At 66.7% G+C, this 22,219-nt stretch carries 20 protein-coding genes; 5 read left to right on the forward strand and 15 right to left on the reverse strand.

From position 1 onward, the window contains the following. Positions 1-219: 219 nt before the first annotated feature. The 5 genes from ACZK2G_RS13140 to ACZK2G_RS13160 form a co-directional block, all read right to left on the reverse strand. Entirely contained in the window at positions 220-1,536 is a 1,317-nt protein-coding gene (locus ACZK2G_RS13140) for an acyl-CoA thioesterase/bile acid-CoA:amino acid N-acyltransferase family protein (RefSeq protein ID WP_478473556.1), read from the reverse strand. Positions 1,537-1,649: 113 nt separating this feature from the next. Beyond that, positions 1,650-2,372: a LytR/AlgR family response regulator transcription factor gene (locus ACZK2G_RS13145; RefSeq protein ID WP_295376353.1), complete on the reverse strand. Its 723-nt coding sequence runs from the start codon at positions 2,370-2,372 to the stop codon at positions 1,650-1,652. After that, on the reverse strand, positions 2,369-3,421 hold the full coding sequence (locus ACZK2G_RS13150) for a sensor histidine kinase (protein WP_248298414.1): 1,053 nt from the start codon (positions 3,419-3,421) through the stop codon (positions 2,369-2,371). Before ACZK2G_RS13150 ends, ACZK2G_RS13145 begins: the two co-directional genes overlap by 4 nt. 166 nt (positions 3,422-3,587) lie before the next feature. After that, complete coding sequence (locus ACZK2G_RS13155; protein WP_136638097.1) at positions 3,588-5,045, reverse strand: amidohydrolase family protein; 1,458 nt, start codon at positions 5,043-5,045, stop codon at positions 3,588-3,590. Positions 5,046-5,097: 52 nt separating this feature from the next. Then, complete coding sequence (locus ACZK2G_RS13160; protein WP_478473558.1) at positions 5,098-5,796, reverse strand: ankyrin repeat domain-containing protein; 699 nt, start codon at positions 5,794-5,796, stop codon at positions 5,098-5,100. A 121-nt stretch (positions 5,797-5,917) separates the two neighbouring features. Here ACZK2G_RS13160 and ACZK2G_RS13165 point away from each other — a divergent pair, with 121 nt between their 5' ends. Then, complete coding sequence (locus ACZK2G_RS13165; RefSeq protein WP_100434859.1) at positions 5,918-6,799, forward strand: LysR substrate-binding domain-containing protein; 882 nt, start codon at positions 5,918-5,920, stop codon at positions 6,797-6,799. 166 nt (positions 6,800-6,965) lie between these two features. Further along, the gene (locus tag ACZK2G_RS13170) at positions 6,966-7,403 is read left to right on the forward strand and encodes a DUF3806 domain-containing protein (RefSeq protein WP_136638100.1); all 438 of its coding nucleotides are present in this window, start codon (positions 6,966-6,968) and stop codon (positions 7,401-7,403) included. A gap of 49 nt (positions 7,404-7,452) precedes the next feature. Here the strand turns inward: ACZK2G_RS13170 and ACZK2G_RS13175 are convergent, their stop codons facing one another. Then, positions 7,453-8,613 carry an amidohydrolase family protein gene (locus tag ACZK2G_RS13175; protein WP_478473559.1) on the reverse strand — a complete coding sequence of 387 codons (1,161 nt, stop codon included), beginning with the start codon at positions 8,611-8,613 and terminating at the stop codon, positions 7,453-7,455. Between the two features lie 183 nt (positions 8,614-8,796). Between ACZK2G_RS13175 and ACZK2G_RS13180 the strand changes: the two genes are divergently transcribed. Further along, entirely contained in the window at positions 8,797-9,438 is a 642-nt protein-coding gene (locus ACZK2G_RS13180; RefSeq protein WP_253079060.1) for a hypothetical protein, read from the forward strand. Between the two features lie 29 nt (positions 9,439-9,467). On the opposite strand, the gene ACZK2G_RS13185 is transcribed toward ACZK2G_RS13180, so the two are convergent. Beyond that, positions 9,468-10,094, reverse strand: a complete 627-nt coding sequence (locus ACZK2G_RS13185; protein ID WP_478473561.1) for a hypothetical protein — start codon at positions 10,092-10,094, stop codon at positions 9,468-9,470. A 110-nt stretch (positions 10,095-10,204) separates the two neighbouring features. Continuing rightward, positions 10,205-12,931, reverse strand: coding sequence for a TonB-dependent receptor plug domain-containing protein (locus ACZK2G_RS13190; RefSeq protein ID WP_295376332.1), 2,727 nt, complete (start codon positions 12,929-12,931; stop codon positions 10,205-10,207). Positions 12,932-13,150: 219 nt separating this feature from the next. Between ACZK2G_RS13190 and ACZK2G_RS13195 the strand changes: the two genes are divergently transcribed. Beyond that, positions 13,151-13,750: a GNAT family N-acetyltransferase gene (locus tag ACZK2G_RS13195; protein WP_253079063.1), complete on the forward strand. Its 600-nt coding sequence runs from the start codon at positions 13,151-13,153 to the stop codon at positions 13,748-13,750. Here the strand turns inward: ACZK2G_RS13195 and ACZK2G_RS13200 are convergent. Together ACZK2G_RS13200 and ACZK2G_RS13205 are read right to left on the reverse strand one after the other, a co-directional pair. Then, on the reverse strand, positions 13,747-14,526 hold the full coding sequence (locus ACZK2G_RS13200) for a CDP-diacylglycerol diphosphatase (RefSeq protein ID WP_478473563.1): 780 nt from the start codon (positions 14,524-14,526) through the stop codon (positions 13,747-13,749). The genes ACZK2G_RS13195 and ACZK2G_RS13200 overlap by 4 nt on opposite strands. A gap of 68 nt (positions 14,527-14,594) precedes the next feature. After that, positions 14,595-15,254, reverse strand: coding sequence for a decarboxylase (locus ACZK2G_RS13205; protein ID WP_253079065.1), 660 nt, complete (start codon positions 15,252-15,254; stop codon positions 14,595-14,597). 171 nt (positions 15,255-15,425) lie between these two features. On the opposite strand from ACZK2G_RS13205, the gene ACZK2G_RS13210 reads away from it, so the two are divergent. Then, positions 15,426-15,722 carry a hypothetical protein gene (locus tag ACZK2G_RS13210; RefSeq protein ID WP_046986524.1) on the forward strand — a complete coding sequence of 99 codons (297 nt, stop codon included), beginning with the start codon at positions 15,426-15,428 and terminating at the stop codon, positions 15,720-15,722. A gap of 106 nt (positions 15,723-15,828) precedes the next feature. On the opposite strand, the gene ACZK2G_RS13215 is transcribed toward ACZK2G_RS13210, so the two are convergent. From ACZK2G_RS13215 to lldP, 5 genes are all read right to left on the reverse strand, one after another. Next, entirely contained in the window at positions 15,829-16,713 is an 885-nt protein-coding gene (locus ACZK2G_RS13215) for a hypothetical protein (protein WP_136638107.1), read from the reverse strand. A gap of 132 nt (positions 16,714-16,845) precedes the next feature. Further along, the gene (gene dld, locus ACZK2G_RS13220; RefSeq protein ID WP_136638108.1) at positions 16,846-18,552 is read right to left on the reverse strand and encodes a D-lactate dehydrogenase; all 1,707 of its coding nucleotides are present in this window, start codon (positions 18,550-18,552) and stop codon (positions 16,846-16,848) included. After that, positions 18,549-19,688, reverse strand: coding sequence for an FMN-dependent L-lactate dehydrogenase LldD (gene lldD, locus ACZK2G_RS13225; protein ID WP_010485059.1), 1,140 nt, complete (start codon positions 19,686-19,688; stop codon positions 18,549-18,551). Before lldD ends, dld begins: the two co-directional genes overlap by 4 nt. A 4-nt stretch (positions 19,689-19,692) precedes the next feature. After that, complete coding sequence (gene lldR, locus ACZK2G_RS13230) at positions 19,693-20,457, reverse strand: transcriptional regulator LldR (RefSeq protein ID WP_012480578.1); 765 nt, start codon at positions 20,455-20,457, stop codon at positions 19,693-19,695. Between the two features lie 53 nt (positions 20,458-20,510). After that, positions 20,511-22,169, reverse strand: coding sequence for an L-lactate permease (gene lldP / locus ACZK2G_RS13235; RefSeq protein ID WP_046986518.1), 1,659 nt, complete (start codon positions 22,167-22,169; stop codon positions 20,511-20,513). Between the last annotated feature and the right edge of the window lie 50 nt (positions 22,170-22,219).

Genomic DNA, 22,219 nt, shown 5'->3' on the forward strand with positions numbered 1-22,219 from the left:
GTTGGGCGTCCTGCCCAACCCGCCCGAGGCATGCCTCGGGCCCATGCGGCTGACACCCCGCACTCCGACACCGCCCCACCTCTGACAGATTCCGGTGGCTGTTGGTAGGTGTCGACCTTGGTCGACACGGTAGATCCACGCCATGCATGGATGAAGCTCAATCGGATCGGAATCCAACATCGGGAAGTTCAACTGATGAACAGGCGTCCGCGCTTTCAGCTATAGAGCCTCGGCGAGGAACGCCAGCACTGCCGGTCCAACCTCACGGTCCGCACGGGCATGACCTACGGACGTGCCCCCCACTTCAATGAACGGGCCTACATCATGCCGATGGGTGGTCGGCTGCAGGAGCGCTGTGATCAGATGCCCTGCATCTGAGTAGTACAGGAACCGGTCGCGGTCACCACGCCCTGCCGCTGCAAGCCGACGCTGCGCAACGGCCAGCATCACGCCTGAGTCACCCAGCCGATCTCCACCACCTCCGATCCACAACGTGCGTGCGGCAATGTTCTCGATGGGCAGCATCGCGGCACGCAATGCCGGTTCCCAGTACGGTCCCGGCCTGCCCCAGTCAACATCCTCGCGATACGGCAGCCACGGCAGGGGTTCGCCCTGCCAGCTCAACGGCGAGCGGTCCACCGCGCGGAAGTCGGCCGGGGCCACGTCACGGGCGATGCCACGAAACGGGGCTGGACTGCCTACCCAGGACACGGCGACGCGGAGCTCAGGCAGATGCACCGCCGTGGCCATGGTCACGATGCCACCCCAGGATCCCCCCATCAGCCCTACCCGCTGTGGATCCACCCGGGGATGGCGCTGCAGCCAGTGCACTGCGTCGCGCACGGTTTCCAACGGAACCTCGATCAGGTCCTTGGGCACGCCCGGCCCGCGATACCACGCCACCGACAACGCGATGTAGCCGTTGCTCGCCAGCCACGCGGCATAGAGGTCGCCACCATCGAACCCGCCTTCAGCTCCCCCCAGTGCTACCAACGCAGGTGCCATTGCGTCGCTTTTCAGATCCGCTGGCAAGTACAGGTGCGCTTCGCGTCCGTCGATCTCAACCCGCTGCACCTGTACCCCAGGCAGCATCAGATGGCGCTTCAAGGTCCGCCGTGCGACCACCGATCCTGCACGCTCCACCTCCAGTTCGAAGGCCTGTGACTGGAACCCCAAGCCGTCATCGGCGCGCTGCCACTGCACGGGAAGTGCGCTGGCTCTCCCCTCCTGTGGTTGCATCGACCAGATCAGACCATTGGCGTCGATTCCCCGATAGCTGCCCTGTTCCGAGCCGCTGCGTGCGGTGCCGACCGTTCCCTGAAGGTCCGCGCGCAGTGCAGCCTGTGACTGCCAGCGCTGGCCCCGGCCATCCTGCATCGACAACCTCAGCTGGACTACTTCGGCCGCCGCCAGTCCCTCGACCGTAATGGCTGGAACGCGATCAGCGCGCCCCAGATGGTCATCGACATTGACCCTCACACCGGCCAACGCAGGCAGCGCCAGCACGCCCAGCAACATCCCCAAGCCCCAACGCATCCGTATGCTCCGTCTCGATCTGGAAAGCGGTAGGGTGCATGGGTCGCTAAGCGTGGATTGCGTGCTTGGGCGAAGATGGCACCACCCGTGCCGCTACTGGCACCAGCTGTGTGTCAGGTACGTGCAGCCAGCGCCGCCTCCAGCGCCGGCCTGTGGCTGCGGCTGACTGGCAGCTGCACGCTGTCGGCCAGTTCAAGCAGCGCATCGCCGTTGTGCCGCTCGATCAGTGATCGCACCCGCAGCGGGTTGACCAGCGCCGAGCGGTGCACGCGCAACAGTCCTCCATCTGCCAGCCGTTCGGCCAGAAGCCCCAGCGGCTCACGCAGCAGATGCAGCTGGCGTCCCACATGTATGCAGGCGTAGTGGCCCGCCATGTCGATGTAGTCGATCTCCGCCAGCGGTACATACTGGACACCACCGCTACCAGGCACTGCCAGTGTCTGCGCACGGTCCTCCGTACGCGGTGCCAGGCCTGCCAAGCGGCGCACGCGCTCGATCGCTTCCAGCAGGCGCGGCGCCGCCACTGGTTTGAGCAGATAGTCGGCCACGCCCAGCTCAAAGGCACGCAGAGCGTGCTGCGGCAGCGCGGTCACGAAGATGGTGTGCGCGGCCAGCGACGACTGCTTCTCGGGAAGCTCCCAACCGCGGCCGTCGGGCAGGACCAGATCCAGCAGCAACAGATCGAAACGGCGTCCTCGCATCAGATCGCGCGCCTGCGAGAGAGTGGCGGCTTCCGCGTCTACCCTGACCTGCGGAATGTCCGCCAGCAGATGGCGCAGGCGGGCACGTGCCAGTGCTACATCGTCCACCAGCAGCACGCTCAAAGGACGCGTCACGCGACCTCCGGCAGGATCAGCCGCGCGCGATAGCCATCACCCTCGCTTCCGGCCTGCAACCTGCCGCCCTTCATCGCCAACCGCCGCTGAGTCGCAGCGTGGCCGGTGCCGAGGCCATCGCTCGTGCGTGGACGCAGGCAGGGGTTGAACAGCACGACGTCAAGCATGCCGTCTTCCACACCGGCGCGCAGTTCGATCCGCAATGGCCCATCATCCGGCTGCCAGCCACTGTGCAACACCGCGTTCTCGATCAACGGCTGCAGCAACAGGCCAGGGACCGTACAGGCCAATGCATCCGCGCTGGCCTGCAGATGCAGATGCACCTCCTGATCGTGCAGCAGCGACTGCAACGCGACATAGTCCTGTGCTGCGCCCAGTTCATCGGCAAAGCAGCGCTGCGATGGGCATTGCAGGGTATCGCGCAGCAGCGAGGACAGCTGCGCCAGTGCCGCGTCCGCTGCACGTGGACGTTGCAGCGCCAAGCCGCCGATGGCGTTGAGCGCATTGAACAGGAAGTGGTGCTGCAGATGCTGGCGCAGGGCTGTTTCACGAGCCTGCTGCAGCACCTCCGACTGCGCCCTCAACCGCTGCAGTCCGGCCAGGCCATGGCCCACGCCCGCCACCGCAATGAAGGTCGGCAACGCAAACAGCGCGGTGATACCAATCGCACGCAGCACCTGCGGCAGTGCTGGCCAGGGTTGCCCCTGCCAGAGCTGCAGCAGCATATGGCCCAGGGTCCATCCCAATGCCGTCAACAGCGGAGTCAGCAGCAGGCACAGCGCCAACCATCCGCCCAGATGCCGGCGTCCAGACAGTGGCCAGCGCCGGCACGCAGCCCACAACAATGGCGTCGCCAGCATCCAGGGCAGCTCTGCGCCAAGGATGAACAACGCTGCCGGCAGCAGACCACCCGGTTCTTGGCTCAGGTGCACGGCCGGCACAGCGGTGGCGATCAACAACCCCCACAGGGCCAGCATCACCCAGTGTGGGGGTGGCAGCGGAAGCGGCGCCTCATGGGCTGGCAGCAGCAAGGCAGGCGAAACAAGCATGCACGGATTCGAACGGGAAACGGACACCATGCTAGGTCCCCGCACCGAATCATTCCCGTGCCGGAAGCAAGGGGCTGTCCGCCGCCATGGATCCGCGTCGTGCCTGGATTCCGTTCGACGCTGGGGTCAGAGCCCTTCCCGGTCGGAAGGGTTCTGACCCCGCCGATCATTGCGCCTTTGCGGCCTCGGCATTCCACGCTGCGACCTTGGCCTTGGTATCGGCCAGCATCCTGTCCAGCGCTGCACGGTCATACACGGTGCCACGCAGGATCACGCTGTCGATTTTCTCGGTCGCCGCAATGTCCTGCAGCGGATTGGCGGTCAGCAGCACCAGATCGGCAGCCTTGCCCTGCGCAACACCACCGTAGCGGTCCATCTGGCCGAACCAGGCCGGGCCGGAACGGGTCGCGGCAGACAGCGCCTGCGGAGCACTCAGGCCTTCCTTCACGAACAGCTGCAGCTCCTGGTGCAGGGCGATGCCCGGGAAGTTGAACGAATTGAGGAAGCCTGCGTCCGTGCCGGCGATGATCGTCACGCCGGCCTCCTGCAGCATCGGCAGCACTGCGGCCACCTGGTGGTACTGCGCGTGGCGCGCTTCGATCTGCGCCGGCGTGGCCTTCGCCGCGCGGTCCACGCGCCACTGGTAGGTCGCACGCAGGCCCGGGCCGATGTAGGCCAGGTACGGATCGTTGGCGTGGTCATCCTGGTCAAGGAAATCGAGGATGCGGCCACCATTGAGGGTCGGGGTCACGAACACGCCACGCCTGGCGAAATCGCGGTAGGCGTGCATCGCGGTATCACGGTCGAAGCTCGCATCGAGGCGACGATTGGCTTCGGCACGGTCGATGCGGCCGGCACCGAAGTCGGCGGCAATCTGCGCCTCGTCCTTGCTGCCGGCCTTGAATGCATAGTCCAGATGCTCGATCGAGGCGAGGCCGGCATCGACCGCCTGTTCCACGGTCAGCGCCATCGGAATGTGGCCCGAGGCCTTGAAGCCGGCCTTGCGCGCAGCACTGGCCGAGTACAGGAATAGTTCCGGCTTCAGCGTGCTGTCGGTGATCTTCACGAAATCAACCTTGTCGTGCTGCAGGCGGCTGATCGCCTTGTCGGCGTCGGCCTCGCTGCCCACTTCGATCGTGCCCTTCCAGACCGGCTTGATGCCTTCAATCTTCGCGCCCGAACTGAGCAGACGCGGACCGAACAGCGTGCCCTTGGCGATCTCGCCGCGCCACTGCAGCACCTGCTCGGGCAGATCGCCGGAACAGTCGCGCACGGTGGTGATGCCGTGCGCGATATACAGCGGCAGCAGCGCCTTGTTCTCTTCGATCAGCGCCGGGCCACCACCGAAATGCACATGCATGTCCCACAGGCCCGGGATAAGGTACTTGCCCTTGGCATCGATCTGGCGGGCCGCGCTCCACTGGCTGCGCATCGTGGCGTCCGGGCCGACTGCGACGATGTCATCGCCACGGATCACTACGCTCTGCCCGGCCAGGGTGCTGGCGTTCTCGACATCGACCACGGTGGCATTGCGGATCAGCAGGTCGGCGCGCTCGGCAGCAGACGCCGACAGAGGTGCTGCCGCAAGGAGGATGGCAAGCGATAACGGACGGGAACGGAACATGGACAGCATCCTGGTGGGCACGCGCAGCGTGCGGAGTGGAAGGGAACGGTCTTCAGCGTGCCGCGCCATGCTGGCGCAGCTGGGTCTCGATTTCGGTGTAGCCGCGCTTGCGCGCGTGCGCCAGCGGCGTCACACCGTCGCCGTCAGCCAGCTCGGGGTCGGCGCCGGCATCCAGCAACAGCTGCACGATCTGCACGTGGCGCGCGCCACCGTCGCCTAGCAGGATCGCTTCCAGCAGCGCGGTCCAGTGCAGGCGGTTGACATGATCCACCGCAACACCGGCGCGCAGCAGCGTGCGCACCGTTGCCACGTGGCCGCGCTCGGCGGCAGGAATCAGTGCGGTGCCGCCATAGCGGTTGGTGCTGCCCAGATCGGCGCCATGCGCCAGGGTCATCGCCAGGATCTCATCCAGTCCACGCGCGCCGGCGTACAGGTAGGCGCTGTCCTGCATGGCGTCCTTGGCATTGACGTCGGCGCCGGCTTCGATCAGTTCACGCGCGGCGTCTACATTGTTGCCATGCGTGGCAAGCAGCAGCGGGGTACGGCCCTGGTCATCACGCGCCTCCAGATCGGCGCCGTCTTCCAGCGCCCCACGCACTGCCTCGGCATCACCGCGGGCGGCGGCATCGCGCAGGCGGGCATCGGCCGAGCACACGGTGGCAGAACAGGCTGGAATGACCATCGCCAGCAGGCACAGCAGCAACAGGCGACCCACCGGAGCAGGCCAGCGATGGCAACGATGGATTCGCATCTTCGGTTCTCCTGTGCGGCGAGCCCAGCGGGCGATGCCGGTACAACCGGGGCGCGGTGCTTGCTGCCCCCTCGCCTGCATGGTAGAAGTCGCCACGTGCATCCAGAAGTGAAATGTTCAAATGCAAGACAGTGCCAAATCGAATAGAACGCTGTTCGAACTGGACCTGCTGCGGGCGCTGGTGATGGTGGCCGACTGCGGCAGCTTCACCACGGCGGCCACACGCCTGCATTCGACGCAGTCCACGGTCAGCCAGAAGGTGCGCCGGCTGGAGGAACTGGCCGGGCATCGCCTGCTCGAACGTGGCCACCGCGACGTGCACCCCACCGACGCCGGTCACACCCTGCTTGGCTACGCGCGGCGCATGCTCGACCTGAACGAAGAAATGGCACAGGCGCTGGCCGGCGCTACCGTGGAAACCGCGGTGCGCATCGGTGTCCCCGAGGACTTCGTCAACGCACAGACCACGCGCATGCTGGCCGCCTTCAGCCGCCGCCACCCACAGGTGAAACTGGAGATCAGCAGCGGCCTCAGCCGCGACCTGGCCCACGGCTTCGACCACGGCGAACTGGACCTGGTGCTGGTCAAGCAACGCCGCAACACCCGCCAGGCAGTGCACTGCCGACGCGAGCCGATGCACTGGATCGACAGCCTGCGCAGCAGCTGCCTGCTGCAGGACCCACTGCCGCTGGTGACCTTCCCGCCGCGCGGGCTGTACCGCGACGAGATGATCCACGCCGTGGAGGCGCTGGGCCTGCGCTGGCGCATCGCCTTCACCAGTTCCTCGCTCAGCGGCATCCAGGGTGCGGTGGCCGACGGCATCGGCATCAGCCTGCTGCCACGCCGCGCGGTCACCCGCGATCACCGCATCATCGATGGCGAACGCGAGCTGCCGGTAATCGACAATTACGAGATCGGCCTGCTGCATCGTGCCGACGCAGATGATGCTGTGCGCGCGCTGGCCAGCGAACTGTGGCGGCAGGTGCAACGCGAGCCGGATTGATCACCGCACCTGAGGTAGTGCCGGCCGCTGGCCGGCAACCTCGACAGCCACATTGTCCGGCGTGGATCTCGCGCATTGATCATCGAAATCTGATCAATTCCAGCGCTCAAAGGCAATTGGCCTCCCGTTACAGTACCGCTGTTTCCGTGCCCCACGGCGCTCTGCCATGTCCGACGAAATCCCCACCCGCTTCGATCCCCTGCCCGCTGCACTGCAGACGCATCTGCAGCACCAGCGCTCGCTGATCGCCGCGCGCGTGGCCGCCGGCTTTCCCACCCTGCCGGTGCAATGGCCGCTGCCGGCCGCCACGCTGCAGCGCGTGGTCGATGCCGAGCTGATCGACCGTGATGACTGCGATGGCTGGGAAGCGCTGGGCGTGGCGTTCGGTGACACCCTGGCACAGCGCGTGCCGGGCCTGGCCTGGATGCAGGTCACCGATGCGTGGGGCATCGACGCGGTGCTGCGCTATGCCGACAGCAGCCTGCAGATCGGCGCCAGCACGCTGCTGCTCAAGCGCGTCGAGCAGGGCGAGATCATCGACATCGCCCATCTGCTGGTGTGGCTTGAGGAATTCGTCGCCACCCGCGCCGACGATTACGTCTGAAAAACTGCCGAGCATGGCTCGGCGCTACAAGGGTTCGCGCGGCGTGGATCTACAGCCAGCGTCCGTCGACCACCACGCGGCGCTCCACCGGCACCCCGGCCACGGCGGCCGGGCCGTGGTCGGCACGCACCGCCACGAAAGTGGCCGGATGCCCTTCCGCAAGACCGTACTGCGGCAGCCCGATCACCTGCGCGGCCTGGCTGGTGACCATGTCCAGCGCCAGCATCAGGTCGGCATCGGTATGGAAGCCGGAGCGATAGCCCAGCAGCATCGCGCGTTGCAGCAGGTCGCCATTGCCATACGGCCACCAGCAGTCACGAATGTTGTCGTTGCCGGCGAACACGCGCACGCCGGCGTCATGCAGCGCGCGCAGCGGCGGGAACGGATGATCACCCGGCGCGTTGCTCATGATCGCTACGCCGGCCGTGGCCAATGCTTCGCCCATCTGCAGCGCGCGCGCCAGCGGCACTTCACCCAGCGAATAGGCATGGCTGACCGCAACACGCCCCTGCAGGCCAGCGGCCCGGGTCCGCGCAGCGATGCGCAGCAGCTGAGCCAGGCCGGTTTCGCCGGGCTCATGCAGATGGATGTCCAGTTGCACGCCGTAGCGCTCGGCCAGGCCGAACAGCAGCGCCAGCTGGCCTTCGGCATCGCCATCGAGTGTGGTCGGATCGATGCCGCCCAGCACGTCCACACCCGCTGCAAGGGCCTGCTCAAGCACCGCTGCGGTACCAGCGCAGGACATCACGCCCGCCTGTGGGAACGCCACCAGCTGGATGCACATGATGTCGGCGCAGCGCAGCGCGGCCTCTCGCACCGCTTCCAGGTGGCCCAGGCCGGTGCTGCCATCGATATCGACATGACAGCGCATCGCCACTGTGCCGAAGCCGCTGCACTGGCGGATCAGCGCCTCCGCGCGATCGACCATCGGCGCCGCACCTGCCACTGCCGCCTTTTCCACCGCCAGCCGCTCACGCAGGCTGTTCACCGGCTGATGCGGGTGCCAACGGTCGCCGACGAAGCTTTTGTCCAGGTGGATGTGGCCGTCGACCAGCCCGGGCAGCACCGCGAAGCCCTTCAGATCGACGCATTCCGCCCCATCGTCGGGCCTGGCATCGCCATTGAGCCCGCTGATACGGCCATCACGGATATGGAAGTGCAGCGATGCACCGTTGCGGTCGACGCCGCCGTGGATGAACTGCAGGGTCATCGGGAACTCCCGGAAAGGCAAGACTGGCGCCATCGTGCGCCTCGACACAGCCATCGGCCAACGAAATATCTGGATGGCACGCATTCACCAGAACGATGATTCCCCCTGCGACAACGGGTCGCAGCCACGCCGTGCACACCCCTGAACGGGTAACATGGGCGCCTGTTTCCGCTGTGATGCCGCATGGGCCCGTCCGACCGCCACGATCGTCTCCGCCGCTGGCAGGCCGCGTCCCTGCTTGCCGCCGCCCCGATCGCCAGCCTGTCCGCCACCGATGCTGCGGCCGCCGCGCCGTTGCATTCGCCGCCGGGCCAGCAGCGGATCGCCCCGGCTGCACTGGTCGAGCGCCTGCACCAGCGCGTGCTGTCCGGGCAGAGCGCCACCGCTACGCTGGAACACTGGTGCGCCGAACATGGGCTGGCCGAACAAGCCCGGGTCCGCGCGGTGCGCGTGCACGGCCAGGACAAGCCTGCCCCCGCAGACGTGCTGCAGGCGCTGGGCGTGAAGCCGGGTACCGACCTGCGCTATCGCCGCGTGCAGCTGGTCTGCGGCAGCCGCGTGCTGTCCGAGGCCGACAACTGGTATCTACCGGAGCATCTCAGCCCGGCCATGAACCAGGTGCTGGACAGCACCGACGAACCGTTCGGTCGCGTGGTCGGCCCGCTCGGCTTCCAGCGCCAGACCCTGGCTGACCAGACTTTCTGGCCGCCGCGGGGCGAAGGCGATCACGGCGTGATCCTGGAAGTGCGTGCCCTGCTGCGCGACCGCCAGCAGCAGCCTTTCAGCTACGTCATCGAGTCGTACCTGCAGCAGGCGCTTCCGTAACGCGCCGTGGCGCCGGGCATCCGCCGGCGCTACGGGCCCGTGATGCCGTTGGCGGCCGGATCCACCGAGAACACGAAGCGCCCACCACGCTGCTCCCTGCCCCGTGTCATCGGCGCGGTGGTCAGACTGTAGACCGGGGCCGCCTTGTCCATGCCGATCGCCTCGGACCAGGCACTGAAATCCTCATCGGTACGGCTTCGGATCTCGCCGACACACAGGCTGTAGCCACAGGCGAACGACACCAGCGAGCCGTCGCTGCCGATGAGCCGGGTCGCGGCCGTCCTGTACAGCCGGGTCAGGTCCTGCACTTCCGGGTGGCCGGCGGCATCCCGCTCGAACTGGCTGATCGCCTGCGCGAAAGCCTTGTCGGAACCCAGCAGCGCCTCGCTCTTCTGCACGGACACGGCCTCCTCGCTCAGCAGCATGCGCTCGCCCTCGAGGAAGTGCCCCTCCGGTTGCGCGAGCCCAGGGGCAGCCGTCGTGGCACTCGATGCCGTTGCCGCGCGCGATGGCCCAGCATGCTCCGCTGGTTGCGCGTGAGACTGCGCAGGCGCGGCATTGGCCACCTCCGCGGCTTCCTCCACGCTGGACGCCTGCCTGCCACTGCAACCCGCAATAGCCACCACTGCAATCACGCTCCACACCCTGACATCCATGCGCATCGCCCTCCATGTAGCGCCACAGCATGCCACGCGCGCAGCGGCAACACGGGTGCACTGCACAAAGAAAAGCCCGGCAGTGCCGGGCCTTTCGTTCATCCGTCGGATCAGCGGAACCGGTAGTCCAGCTGCACCCAGTACTGGCGGCCGTACGGGTCGTAGTTGCCGACCGGGTAGAACGGCCAGCCGCCTCCGTTCTTGTCCGCCGGCGGGCGGCTGTCACGCAGGTTGTTGACGATCACGCCCACCGACAGGTTCTCGCCGAACTGGCGGAACACGCTGGCGTTGTAGGTCATGTACGGCGCGATGCGGCCACTGCCATCGGTCTTCGGCAGCGAACCGAAGCGGTTGCCATACAGCGTGGTGGTCCAGTCACCCTGGTTCCAGGTGATGCTGCCGTTGGCCTTGCTGCGCCACTGGTAGTCATCCAGCGAATTGCGGATGTCACGCTCCGGATCGTCGGAGAACTGCCGGTACGTGTGCTCCAGCACCACGGTGTAGGCCAGGCGCGTGGTGAAGCGGCCGTAGCGGCCGGCATCGAAGCGCCAGTTGCCCTTCAGGTCCAGGCCACGCACCGATTCAGAGGCCGCGTTGATCGGATTGATCAGCACACGTGTCACCTGGTCCGGTTGCACGGTGGCGTTGGACGGGTTGCGGATCACACGCGACAGCGCGTCCTGGCACAGCGGTGAACCGATATCACGCGCCTCGCCGCCCAGCGTCTTTCCCAGCCGGCAATCGGCCTCATCACGCAGGATGCGGCTGGTATCGAGGCTGGTCACTTCGTTGTCGATGCGGATGTCGTAGTAGTCCGCGCTGAAATCCAGCCCGGCCAGCGGCGACCAGACCACGCCGAAGCCATACGACTTCGCAGACTCCGGCTGCAACTGTGCGTTGGCACGGTTGCTGTAGTCGATCGACAGGCCGTTGTAGTCGCAGTTGTCGTACGACTGGCCCGCCGTGCGGCAGCGCCAGTAGTCGGTCATGCCCGGATTGTAGCCGCGGGTCTCGGTGGCGAACACGTAGTTCATGTCCGGCGCACGGAAGCTGGTCGCCGCCGTACCACGGATCAGCAGGCTCTCGATCGGCCGGAACTCGACGCCGAAACTCCAGGTGGCCTTGCCGATGTGCTCGCCACCGGCACGGTACTGGTCATAGCGACCGGCCAGGGTGGTGGTCAGCGACTGCAGCAACGGCAGCTGCAGTTCCACGCCGGCCGCATAGCGGTCACGCTCTCCACCGGCACCGATGCCGGCGCTGGTGTTCCAGAATTCACCGGTGCCCAGCCGCGGGTCCGGGCGATTGCGGTAGCCCTGGCTGCCGGCTTCAACCACCGCCGCCAATGCAGCGTCGCCACCGGGCAGCGCGAACAGGCGCCCGTTGACACTGGCACTGAAGGTCTGCAGCCACGCCGCATTGCGGCTTTCCTGGTAGCCCGACAGACCCTCGTATTCGTTCGGGGTCAACGGCTGGAACAGGCGCGCCGGGTCGGGCGCATAGACCTCCACGCCATTGCGCACGCCCAGCTTCGGGCCGAGCAGGTACTCGTTGATGCCAGCCAGCAGTACCGGGCGGCGGGTGCGGTTCTCGTAACGCGAGCGGCTGTAGACCGCCTCATAGTCCCAGCCACTGTCGCCGATCTGGCCACGCGCGCCGACGTTGAACGACCATGAGTTTTCCAGGAAGCGGTTCGCGTTGCGCGGCAGGCCACCGATTTCTTCCGGCGCGAACCGGCGGTACCAGCTCTCCAGGTTGCCGGTGGACTGGTTGTAGAAGTAATTACGCGCCGAGGTCCAGGTGGGCGCGCGGGTGTTGTTGTAGATCCGTGCACTGCCTACGGCCAGATCGGCAAACAGATCGGTGGTCTCGTTGACGTGGAAGGTCAGCAGGCCATAACCGTTGAGGTTGCGCTTCTGGGTCTGCACGGTCCAGTAGCTGGCGGCGGCCTCGTTGCTGCCGCAGTACCAACCCTGCCTCGGGTTGTTGGCACGGAACACGCTGCCACCGTAGATCTCCGACGCCCCATCGCAGCCATTGACGCCGGGGTCGATGTTGCGGCCGGTGGCGGCATTGCGGCGATAGGCGATCGCGGTCGCCTGCGGTGCCTTGCCAGCCGGATCATCGTCCAGCGAATCCATGAAGTCGCGCTGGCGCGCGTGGATCGCCTTGCGCACATCGAACTCGAAGCCGAACAGCGCATCCCAACGCTCGCCGGAACTGCCGCCGACCACCTGCGCACGCTGGTTGTCGCCACCGCCCTGCTCGGTGCCACCGGCGCGCACGTTCACGTCCACGCCCTGGAAGCGGTCCTTGAGGATGATGTTGACCACGCCGGCGATGGCGTCGGAGCCGTATACCGCCGATGCGCCAGCGGCCAGCACCTCGATACGCTCGATCAGCGCGCTGGGAATGTTGGCCAGGTTGACCACGTTCACCGACCCTTCGTAGGCCAGCGGGTAGTCGGCCTGGCGGCGGCCGTTGACCAGCACCAGCGTGCGGTTCGGACCCAGCCCGCGCAGGTTGATGGTGTTGGCGGCCGGCGTGAACGTATTGCCGAAGTCCTCGCCCTGCACGTTACCGGTGTTTTCGGTCAGCGCGCTCAACGCATCGAAGGCATTGCGGTAGCCCTGCGCATCGATCTGCTCGCGGCTGATCACCGTCACCGGCGACGGGCCCTCGACGCTGGCGCGCGGAATGCGCGAGCCGGTGACCTTCACTTCCTGCAGTGTGGTGGGTGCGCTTTCCTGCGCGAAGGCCGGCAGCGAGACCAGCATCAGGGACGACAGTGCGAGCACCAGCGGACGCGGGCGCAGCGCCTTGTGGGAGGCGGACATGGGCTTCCTGGGGAGTTGGGCGGGTGGTGGTACGGGGGCAGCGGCCTGTACGACGCATAACGATCCCGTAACGAAAGTGTCCTGAATGGGCGGTTTCAACGGAAATGACCAGGCCTGATGGCCTTATGCCTGAACCGAATCAGACCCGCAGTGCCATCCACCACACTTTTGCAATGTTTTGAATGGTGCAGGGCTGCAGGCACGGCCATCGTTGCTGGGATGATGACCCCGTACCCGACCTTCCCCCTCCCCCCGCTGCGCCCGGTGCTGCGCCGCCATCTGCTGCAACTGCAGGTGGCCCCGGTCACCCTGCGCCCGTTCCAACGCACCGATCTGCCACGCTGGCGCCTGTTCGATGACCGCCGGCGGCGCGGCCGCCGCGATCCGTCCGTCATCGATGAGGAAGCGCGCTTCCTCGCCCACATGCATCGCTCACGCCTGGAACAGGACAACGACCAGCTGCTGCTGGGGGTGTTCGATGACGACCACGGCAACGTGCTGGACCAGCTGCACGTCCGCCTGCAATCACTACACGCGCGCAGCGCCGAGCTGCTGTCGCTGCAGCATTGGCACCCGCATGCCGACGCGGCACTGCAGGCGCTGTGTCCTTTCCTGTTCGAGGACGTCGGCCTGCATCGCCTGTTCGTGATGCTGCCACCGGACTGCAGTGATCCGTTCGCCACCGCGCTGCGGGCCTTCGGCTTCGAGCAGGAAGGCCTGCTGCGCGACCATCATCTGGATATGGAAGGCTGGCAGGACCGTCAGCTGCTGGCACTGACCGCGCCAATGTGGCGGAGCCAGCACAGGGTGCTGGACTAGCGCACCCGCTCCAGCGCGTTGCCGGCACCGGTCAGCACCGAGCAGGCATGGTCCTGCAACTCTTCGCCGCTGGCCTCGTTGCCGGTGCCGGCGTCCACGCGGGTGGCCAGCAGGATGAAGCCCGGGCCGCCCTGCACTGCGTCCCGGCCCACCACGACCAGGCTCCACTGGCCCACGTCGTCCACGCCTGCGAGGTCGTAGGCCAGCAGATTGAGCGGATTGGAGGTCAGTTCCGCACCCGGCAGCAGGCGTGCCTGGTATTGATGGCCACGCAGCGGCACCGGCAGCGGTGCCCACCGGCTGCCCATCGCGCCGGCGTGGGCATCCAGTGCCTGCAGTACATCGGCACGCAGGCAGTCCACATGGATATGCAGCTGATGCTGCGAGCGGCCATGCGGTGAATTCAGTGCCAGGCTGGCAACGTTGCGTGGCAGCGGTTGGCCCAGCGCCCTTTCGGTGTGGGTGCGGGCCAGCCAGGCCGCGCCGAAGTAATTGGGTGCGCCGCGCTGGTACAGGCTGCGGCTTTCGATACCGCTGACCTTGTCCAGCGGCATCAGCAGGAACTGATAGTCGCCGTGCGCGTCCTTGACCAGCACATCGCGGCGGTCCGCCGCCGTTTCCACCCGCAGGCAGTCGCCACGCGGCCCTTCGGTGCCACGGCAGTCACGCTCGATCAACCGCCACAGCGCATCGGAGTGGGCCGGTGGCGGCGGAGGCGCACTGGCACAGGCGGACAACAGCAGCAGGGACGGCAGCAGCAAGGGACGCAGGGACACGGCAACGGCTCACGAAACAGGCGCGGCAGATGGCGCCGCGCTGCATTCTAGCCAGTGCAGTGCTGCAATCAGTAGGTGCCGAACGGAACTTCAACCACGAACGGGGCCGCGCCCTCGCCCGCCTGCAGGGTATAGCGGTCCAGCGCGCCATCGTCATCGGCATGCGGCTGGCGCTGGAACTGCAGCGGGTAACGGCTGTCACCCAGGCGCACGGCGCTGCCATCGGCTTCCAGCGCGGCGCCTTCGGGGGTCAACAATCCGCCCAGGTCGCTGTAGGCACCGGGCACATCGGCAAAGCTGTAGTCGACCAGTTCGTCCACCCGCTGCATTGCATAGACGTGCGGCACATAGGGCCGTGCAGGGCTGCGACCGTTGCTCAGGTCGGTCACCCAGGCCTGCGGCAGGTGGTACTGCTCACGCAGCGCGGCCACGCCCAGCGACGGACTGGCCACCTGCAGGCAGCACACTGTGCGCCTGCCTTCGCGGTCGAGGATGGCGAAACGGTCGCCGCGGGTCGCGGCCTGCGGCAGCATGGCGAAGGCCAGGTTGCGCTGGGCCGGCGCGTAGCCGGATTCGGTCTGCAGATTGCGCCAGGCACCAAACATCGGTGCTTCGGCCGCCGCCTCTGGCACCGGTTCGGCGGCGGAGGCGGCAAACGCTGCGCCCAGCACGGACAGCGCCAGTGCCGTCATCGTTCTGCCCTTGTCGCGGAAACTGCCTGCCGTCATACCGTGTCCAGCACCTGCACCGGAACGGCCCGGCCTGCCCGCCGGCGTTCTGCCAGCCATCCCTCCCACTATGCAATGGCCGCGCTGTGCCGGCAATGACCGGGACGCTGACGTCTTTCGCACGCCGGGTGCTATCGTTCCCGCCATCATCCCCTGCGCAGGAGCGCTCGCATGTCTGCATTCCGTCTGTCCCTGTTGCTGCCGGCCTCCGCCCTGCTGCTGTCGGCCTGTGTCAGCACGCCTGGCCCGGAAGTCAAGGGCAGCGGCCGCTGCGACGCCAGCCAGCTCGGCTGGGCGATCGGCCAACCGGCCAATGAGCCCAACATCCGCCGCCTGTCCAGCGAGAGCGGTGCCGGTCTGGTCAACCCGATCGGCCCCAGCACCATCACCACCAAGGACATCCGTCCGGACCGCCTGCGCGTGTTCGTGGACAAGGACAACATCATCACGTCCACGCGCTGCGAGTAAGCGCCTCAGCAGGTTTCTGTAGAGCCGAGCCCACGCTCGGCTGCTCTCCGGTCAGGCCGCACGGAAAGCCAGCCGAGCGTAGGCTGGGTTCTACAGGGTCCAGGGTTCAGGGTTCGGTATAGCCGGCACAGTCCGGCAGCGCCTGGTCAGGATGGAACATCCCCTCCGCGAAGCGGAACAGCCGCGTGTAGCTGCACGCCGGATCCTGCTCGGTGCGCAGATCCTTCTTCTTCAGCGGCCCCTTCGCCAGCGAATCCTCGAAGCGTGAGACACCGGCAGGAAACCGTGTCGCCACGGTCTGGTAGCGCAGCACCGGCATGCCCTCGGCAGCCGTGTCCAGCGCCAGCTTCGCCGAGAAGCCGTATTCGTCGTGGCAGGCACCTGCGCGCTGCTTGATGTCCTGCTCGCTGAAACAGGCGCGGATCATCGCGTTGCCCAGCCATGGCACGGTCAGCACGTCGTCGTCCACCTGGATGTCGTCCTGCAGGTGGCGCACGCGTGCCAACTGCAACGTAGATGCATCGGCACCACCGCCGGAATACATGCTGCTGAACGAGACGATGCCGCCCACCAGCACGTTCTGGCGGTCGCGCTGCTGCGGATCGGTCACCGACGCGTCGCTGCCAACACCCGGAGCCAGTCGCACGATCCAAGGCCACAGCTTCAGATCACTTTCCTGCGGCACGTCGATGCTGACGTGGTAGGTGTGCGGCGTGCCCTGGCCCGGCACCTTCTCAAGCACTTCCAGCGCAGCCGGCCGATCACCATCCTCGGCAACCGGCTGCACACGCACGCACCAGCTGCCGTCCCGCGTGCAGTCATAGAGCCCCGCCGGTCCCTTCTCATTGGCGATCAGCACCTGCCCCAGCGGCTCCATCACATTGCCGACGGCATCGCGCTGATGCGGCAGGATCGAGCCCTGCGCCAACGCCAGCGCGGGAGTAGCCAGCAGTGTGGCGCACAGGGTCGCGCGGGCAACGATGGTGGGCATGGAGGATATTCCTGCTCGTGGAATCCAGATGGTAACCGCTGCTCCGGTAGAGTCGAGCTTGCTCGACTGCTGTCTGTCGGGAAGAGCAGCCGAGCATAGGCTCGGCTCTACAGTAAAGCCACGTTGTATCCGTCAATGCCCACTACAGTCGCAGCCACCCCAGCCCTTCGCTTTCGAGGTCTGTCCGATGCCGGGATTGAAGGTGTTGCTCGGGTCCAGCTGCTTGTAGAACCCCGCCAGCGCCGGCTTGGCCGGGTACAGGTGGCCGACGTTGTGCTCGGCCGGATACTCGGCACCGCGCTGGTCCAGCAGTGCCCACATCGCATGCTCGATCGCCATCGGGTCTTCGCCCTTGCGCGCGATGTAGTCCTGGTGGAACACGTGGCACAGGAAGTGCCCGTAATACAGCTTGTGCAGCAGGCGGCCGTCTATATCGGCCGGCAACTGCTCGAACCAGTCGGCATCATCCCGGCGCAGGGCAATATCCAGCGCCACGATGTCCTGCACCTGATCGCGATGCACTTCGCGGTAGCGCACCGCGGCACCGGCCACGGCGAAGCGATGCAGGAACGCCTTGCGTCCCTCTTCGGCCGTGCAGTGGAAGTAACCGCCCTCATGGTCGGCGAAGAAGCCGCGCAGCCAGGCCTCGGTTTCCGCTGCGTCCTGCGCGGAGACCTTCAGCAACAGATGATGCTCGTAACGCTGGCGGAACTCGCCCATGCGCTTGGGCAGGTGCGAGGGCAACAGACCGGTCAGCAATTGCATCATGCGGTCGGTGATACCGCGCAGGCCCAGCCGTTCGAACCAGCCATCAACCCGGCTCTTCAGTGCGAATGCGGCCGGAACGCGCGCGGTACCGAGCTTGTCGATCAGCAGGAAACTGTCCTTGCCGTAGCGCTCGCCGATGTCATAGGCATCGCGGTGGATGTATTCGCCGGCAATCGGCAGGCGTTCGAACCCGGTCAGCAGCTGGCGCCGGATCGCGGTGAGGCTGTCGGTGCGGTTACTTCCGATATAGAAGACCTCGGCGGACTCCTTCTCGAAGGTATCCAGGCGCACCGCGAACACCGCAAGCTTGCCGGCCGAACCGGCAGCTTCGAAGTGGCGGCTGGGATCGGCGTTGAAGCGCGCCGGGGTATCGGCATCGACCCGCCGCACTTCGTCGGCGTAGCGTGGATCGGAGGCGGCGCGGCCGTCGCCGTCACCCACGTCGGCAGCAGCATAGTCGCCGGCCTGCAGGCGCTGCAGGATCTGCTCGGGTGTATCACCCAGCGCGATACCCAGATGATTGACCAGCTGCAACTGGCCCTGCGCATCGACCTGCGCATACAGCGCCAGCTCGGTGTAGGCCGGGCCACGGCGCACCAGCGCGCCACCGGAGTTGTTGCAGATGCCGCCCAGCACCGAGGCGCCGATGCAGGACGAACCGATCACCGAATGCGGTTCGCGGCCCAGTGGCGCCAGCGTCTGCTCCAGCCGGTCCAGCGTGGCGCCGGGCAGGCACAGCACCTGCCGGCCTTCGTTCAACAGCTGGATGCCGGTCAGGCGCAGCGTGCTGACCAGCACGATCGGCCGCCCGTAGTCGTTGCCATCCGGGGTTGAGCCACCCGTCAGGCCGGTGTTGGCTGCCTGCAGGATGATCGCCGCTCCGCCCTGCACCGCCGCCTGCAGCACACGCCACAGTTCCAGCAGCGTGCCCGGGCGCACCACCGCCAGCACCGGGCCATCACCGAAACGATAGCCACGGCGGAAACGGCGCGTGGCCTTGTCGCCGGTCAGTACGTGGCCGCTGCCGACTGCGTCGCGCAACTGCGCCAGCATGGCATCGTGACCACTCATGGCAGGCTGACCAGCGAATCGCGGCCGATATCGGCGATGCGGCGCGCGCCCGTCAGGGTCATCGCCACGCGCATTTCCTTGGCGATCAGGTCCAGCAGGTTGGCCACGCCGGCCTCGCCCTGCGCGGCAAGAGCGTAGACGAAGGCACGGCCCAGCAGCACGGTGTCGGCACCGAGCGCCAGCATGCGCACCACGTCCAAGCCGGTACGGATGCCGGAATCGGCGAGGATCTTCAGGTCGCCCTGCACCGCATCGGCGATGGCCGGCAGTGCGCGTGCGGTGGACAGCACGCCATCGAGCTGGCGGCCACCGTGGTTGGAAACCACGATGCCATCGGCCCCGAACTTGACCGCATCACGCGCGTCATCCGGGTCAAGGATGCCCTTGATCACCATCGGGCCCTTCCAGAACTCGCGGATCCACTCCAGGTCCTTCCACGAAATCGAGGGATCGAAGTTGCTGCCCAGCCAGCCGATATAGTCCTCCAGCCCGGTCGGGTTGCCACGGTAGGTGGAGATGTTTCCCAGGTCGTGCGGGCGGCCGAACAGGCCCACGTCCCACGCCCAGTGCGGGTGGGTGATGGCCTGGCCGATACGGCGCAGCGAGGCGTTCGGGCCGCTCATGCCCGAGTGCGCGTCACGATAGCGCGCGCCCGGCACCGGCATGTCCACAGTGAACACCAGGGTAGTCACGCCGGCGGCCTGCGCGCGCTCCAGCGCGTTACGCATGAAGCCACGGTCGCGCAGCACATACAGCTGGAACCACATCGGTCGCTGGATCGCCGGTGCCACTTCCTCGATCGGGCACACCGACACGGTGGACAGGGTGAACGGGATGCCGCGGCTGTCGGCCGCGCGCGCCGCCTGTACTTCACCGCGTCGGGCATACATGCCGGTCAGGCCGACAGGCGCCAGCGCCACCGGCATCGCCAGCTTTTCGCCGAACAACTCGGTTTCCAGGCTCAGGTCGGACATGTTGCGCAGGATGCGCTGGCGCAGCGCGATGTCGGACAGGTCGGAAACATTGCGCTTCAGCGTGTGCTCGGCATACGCGCCGCCATCGATGTAGTGGAACAGGAACGGCGGCAGCCGGCGTTGCGCTGCGGCACGGTAATCGGTGGAGGCGGAGATGATCATGGGGTCAACCGTGTGGGGAAGGTAGACGCGAGGCCCGCGCACGCCGGGCTTCGTTGTCATCGAGGGTGCGCAGCGTGGTGTGCACGAACTCGAGGTGGGCATGCGCCGCGGCGCGCGCGCGTTCGGGATCACCTGCCAGCACCGCATCCATCATCTCGCGGTGCTGGTCGGACAGCGGCGAGAAGGTCCTCGCCGAGGTGTAGAGCTTTTCGCGGCTCTGCGAGATGTTGGTCTGCAGCAGCTCGAACAGGCCGCGCATCACCTGCAGCAGCACCAGGTTGTGCGAGGCCTCAGCGATGGACAGGTGGAAGGCCGCGTCAGCCTCCGCTTCACCGGTGGGGTCGTCCTTGCCGTGCGCGTCCATCATGGTCTGGAAGGCCTGCGCGATACGCGTGCGGTCCTCGTCGGTGGCACGCAGCGCTGCATGCCAGGCGGTGGCACCTTCCAGCGCGTGGCGGATCTCCAGCACGTCGAAACGGTATTCCGGGTCGCCCTGGAACAGCGGCAGATAGGGCGCCAGCGGTTCATCCAGCGCCTGCCGTGCGCGTGCCGCGGGTTCGGCCACGTAGGTGCCGCCACCAACCCGTGCGGTCAGCAGGCCCTGGCTGGCCAGCTGCGCGATGGCCTCGCGCAACGCCGTGCGCGAGACCCCCAGCTGCACCGCCAGGGTACGCTCGGCCGGAAGCCGGTCACCCGGTTGCAGCCGTTGTTCCTGCACCAGGCCGCGCAGCTGCGCGGCCACCTTGTCCGAAATACGTTGCGTGCTCATGGCGCCATTGTGGCCCGAAGCGCGTAACAGAGGGTCAGACCACGCGGCATGGCTCAGGGAATCATCCAGGTCAGCCAGTAGGCCTGGGCCAGGGTGATCAGGCCAACCATCGTAGTGAAGATCAGGCTGTGCTTGACCGTGAAACGGAACAAGTCCGATTCCTTGCCGGCCAGGCCGACCGCCGCGCAGGCAATGGCGATCGACTGCGGCGAGATCATCTTGCCGGTGACACCGCCGGTGGTATTGGCGGCCACCAGCAGCACGTCGGATACGCCGATCTGCTGCGCGGTGGTGGCCTGCAGTGCAGAGAACAGCGCATTGGACGAGGTATCCGAACCGGTCAGGAACACGCCCAGCCAACCCAGGAACGGCGAGAAGAACGGGAATGCGTCGCCGGTGTGCGCCAATGCCAGCGCCAGCGTTGCCGACAGGCCCGAATAGTTGGCGATGAAGGCAAAGGCCAGCACCATGCCGATCGAGTAGATCGGCATGCGCAGCTCACGCACGGTTTCGCCGAAGGTCTGCAGCGCCGAACGGGCTGGCATGCGCAGCGCGATGATCGCGATCACCGCGGCCAGGATGATCGAGGTACCGGTGGCCGAGAACCAATCAAACTTGTACACCGCCTCGTAGCTGAGCGGTGCATCCACGATCGGCGGCATCTTCTGCACCATCTGGTCCAGGCCCGGCACCGGGATCTTCAGCACCCAGCTTTCCAGCGGGCCGCCCGCCGCGAACAGCGACTTGAACGGTTTGATGCTCCACAGCGTGACCATCGCGGTGAGGATCAGGAACGGCGACCATGCCTTGGCGATCTGGCCGACGCTGTGCCGCGGCGCCTCCATTGCCTGTGCGGCCGCCTCAGCGCTGGTTTCGGTATCGAAGCGGAAGATCCGTACCGGCTTCCAGCGGCGCAGGAACAGAGTCAGGCAGACCAGCGACGCCAGCGAGGCGGTGATGTCCGGCAGTTCCGGGCCGATGAAGTTGGAGGTCAGGTACTGGGCGATGGCGAACGAACCGCCGGCCACCAGCACCGCCGGCCAGGTTTCCTTGATGCCGCGCCAGCCGTCCATGATCGCCATGATCCAGAACAGCACGATGACAGTCAGGAACGGCAGCTGGCGGCCGGCCATCTGGCCGATCTCGAAGGCATCCAGGCCGGTCACCTGCCCTGCCACGATGATCGGGATGCCCATTGCGCCGAACGCCACTGGCGCGGTGTTGACGATCAGGCACAGGCCGGCCGCATACAGCGGCTTGAAGCCCAGCCCGACCAGCAGCGCGGCGGTGATTGCCACCGGCGCACCAAACCCGGCTGCACCTTCCAGGAAGGCGCCGAAGGCAAAGCCGACCATCAGCATCTGCAATCGCTGGTCCTCGGTGACCGACAGGATCGAGGCACGGATGATGTCGAACTGGCCGGTCTTGACCGAAACCTTGTACAGGAACACCGCGCCGATGATGATCCAGGCGATCGGCCACAGGCCGTAGACGAAGCCGAAGCCGGCCGCGCCCAGCGCCTGCGCCACCGGCATGCGATAGAACAGCAGGGCCACACCCAGCGCGATGGCCACGGTAATCGTGCCGGCGAGCCAGCCCTTCATGCGCAGCACCGCCAGGGCGATGAAGAAGAACGCGATCGGCAGCAGCGCGATCAGGCTGGACAACCACAGGTTGCCGGCGGGGTCGTACAGGTGTTGCCAGGGCTGCATGAAGGCTCTCGACTGGGGCGGGATGTGCTCCACCGCAGGCGGTGGGTCGC

The organism is Stenotrophomonas sp. 107298_Sma (assembly GCF_056480345.1).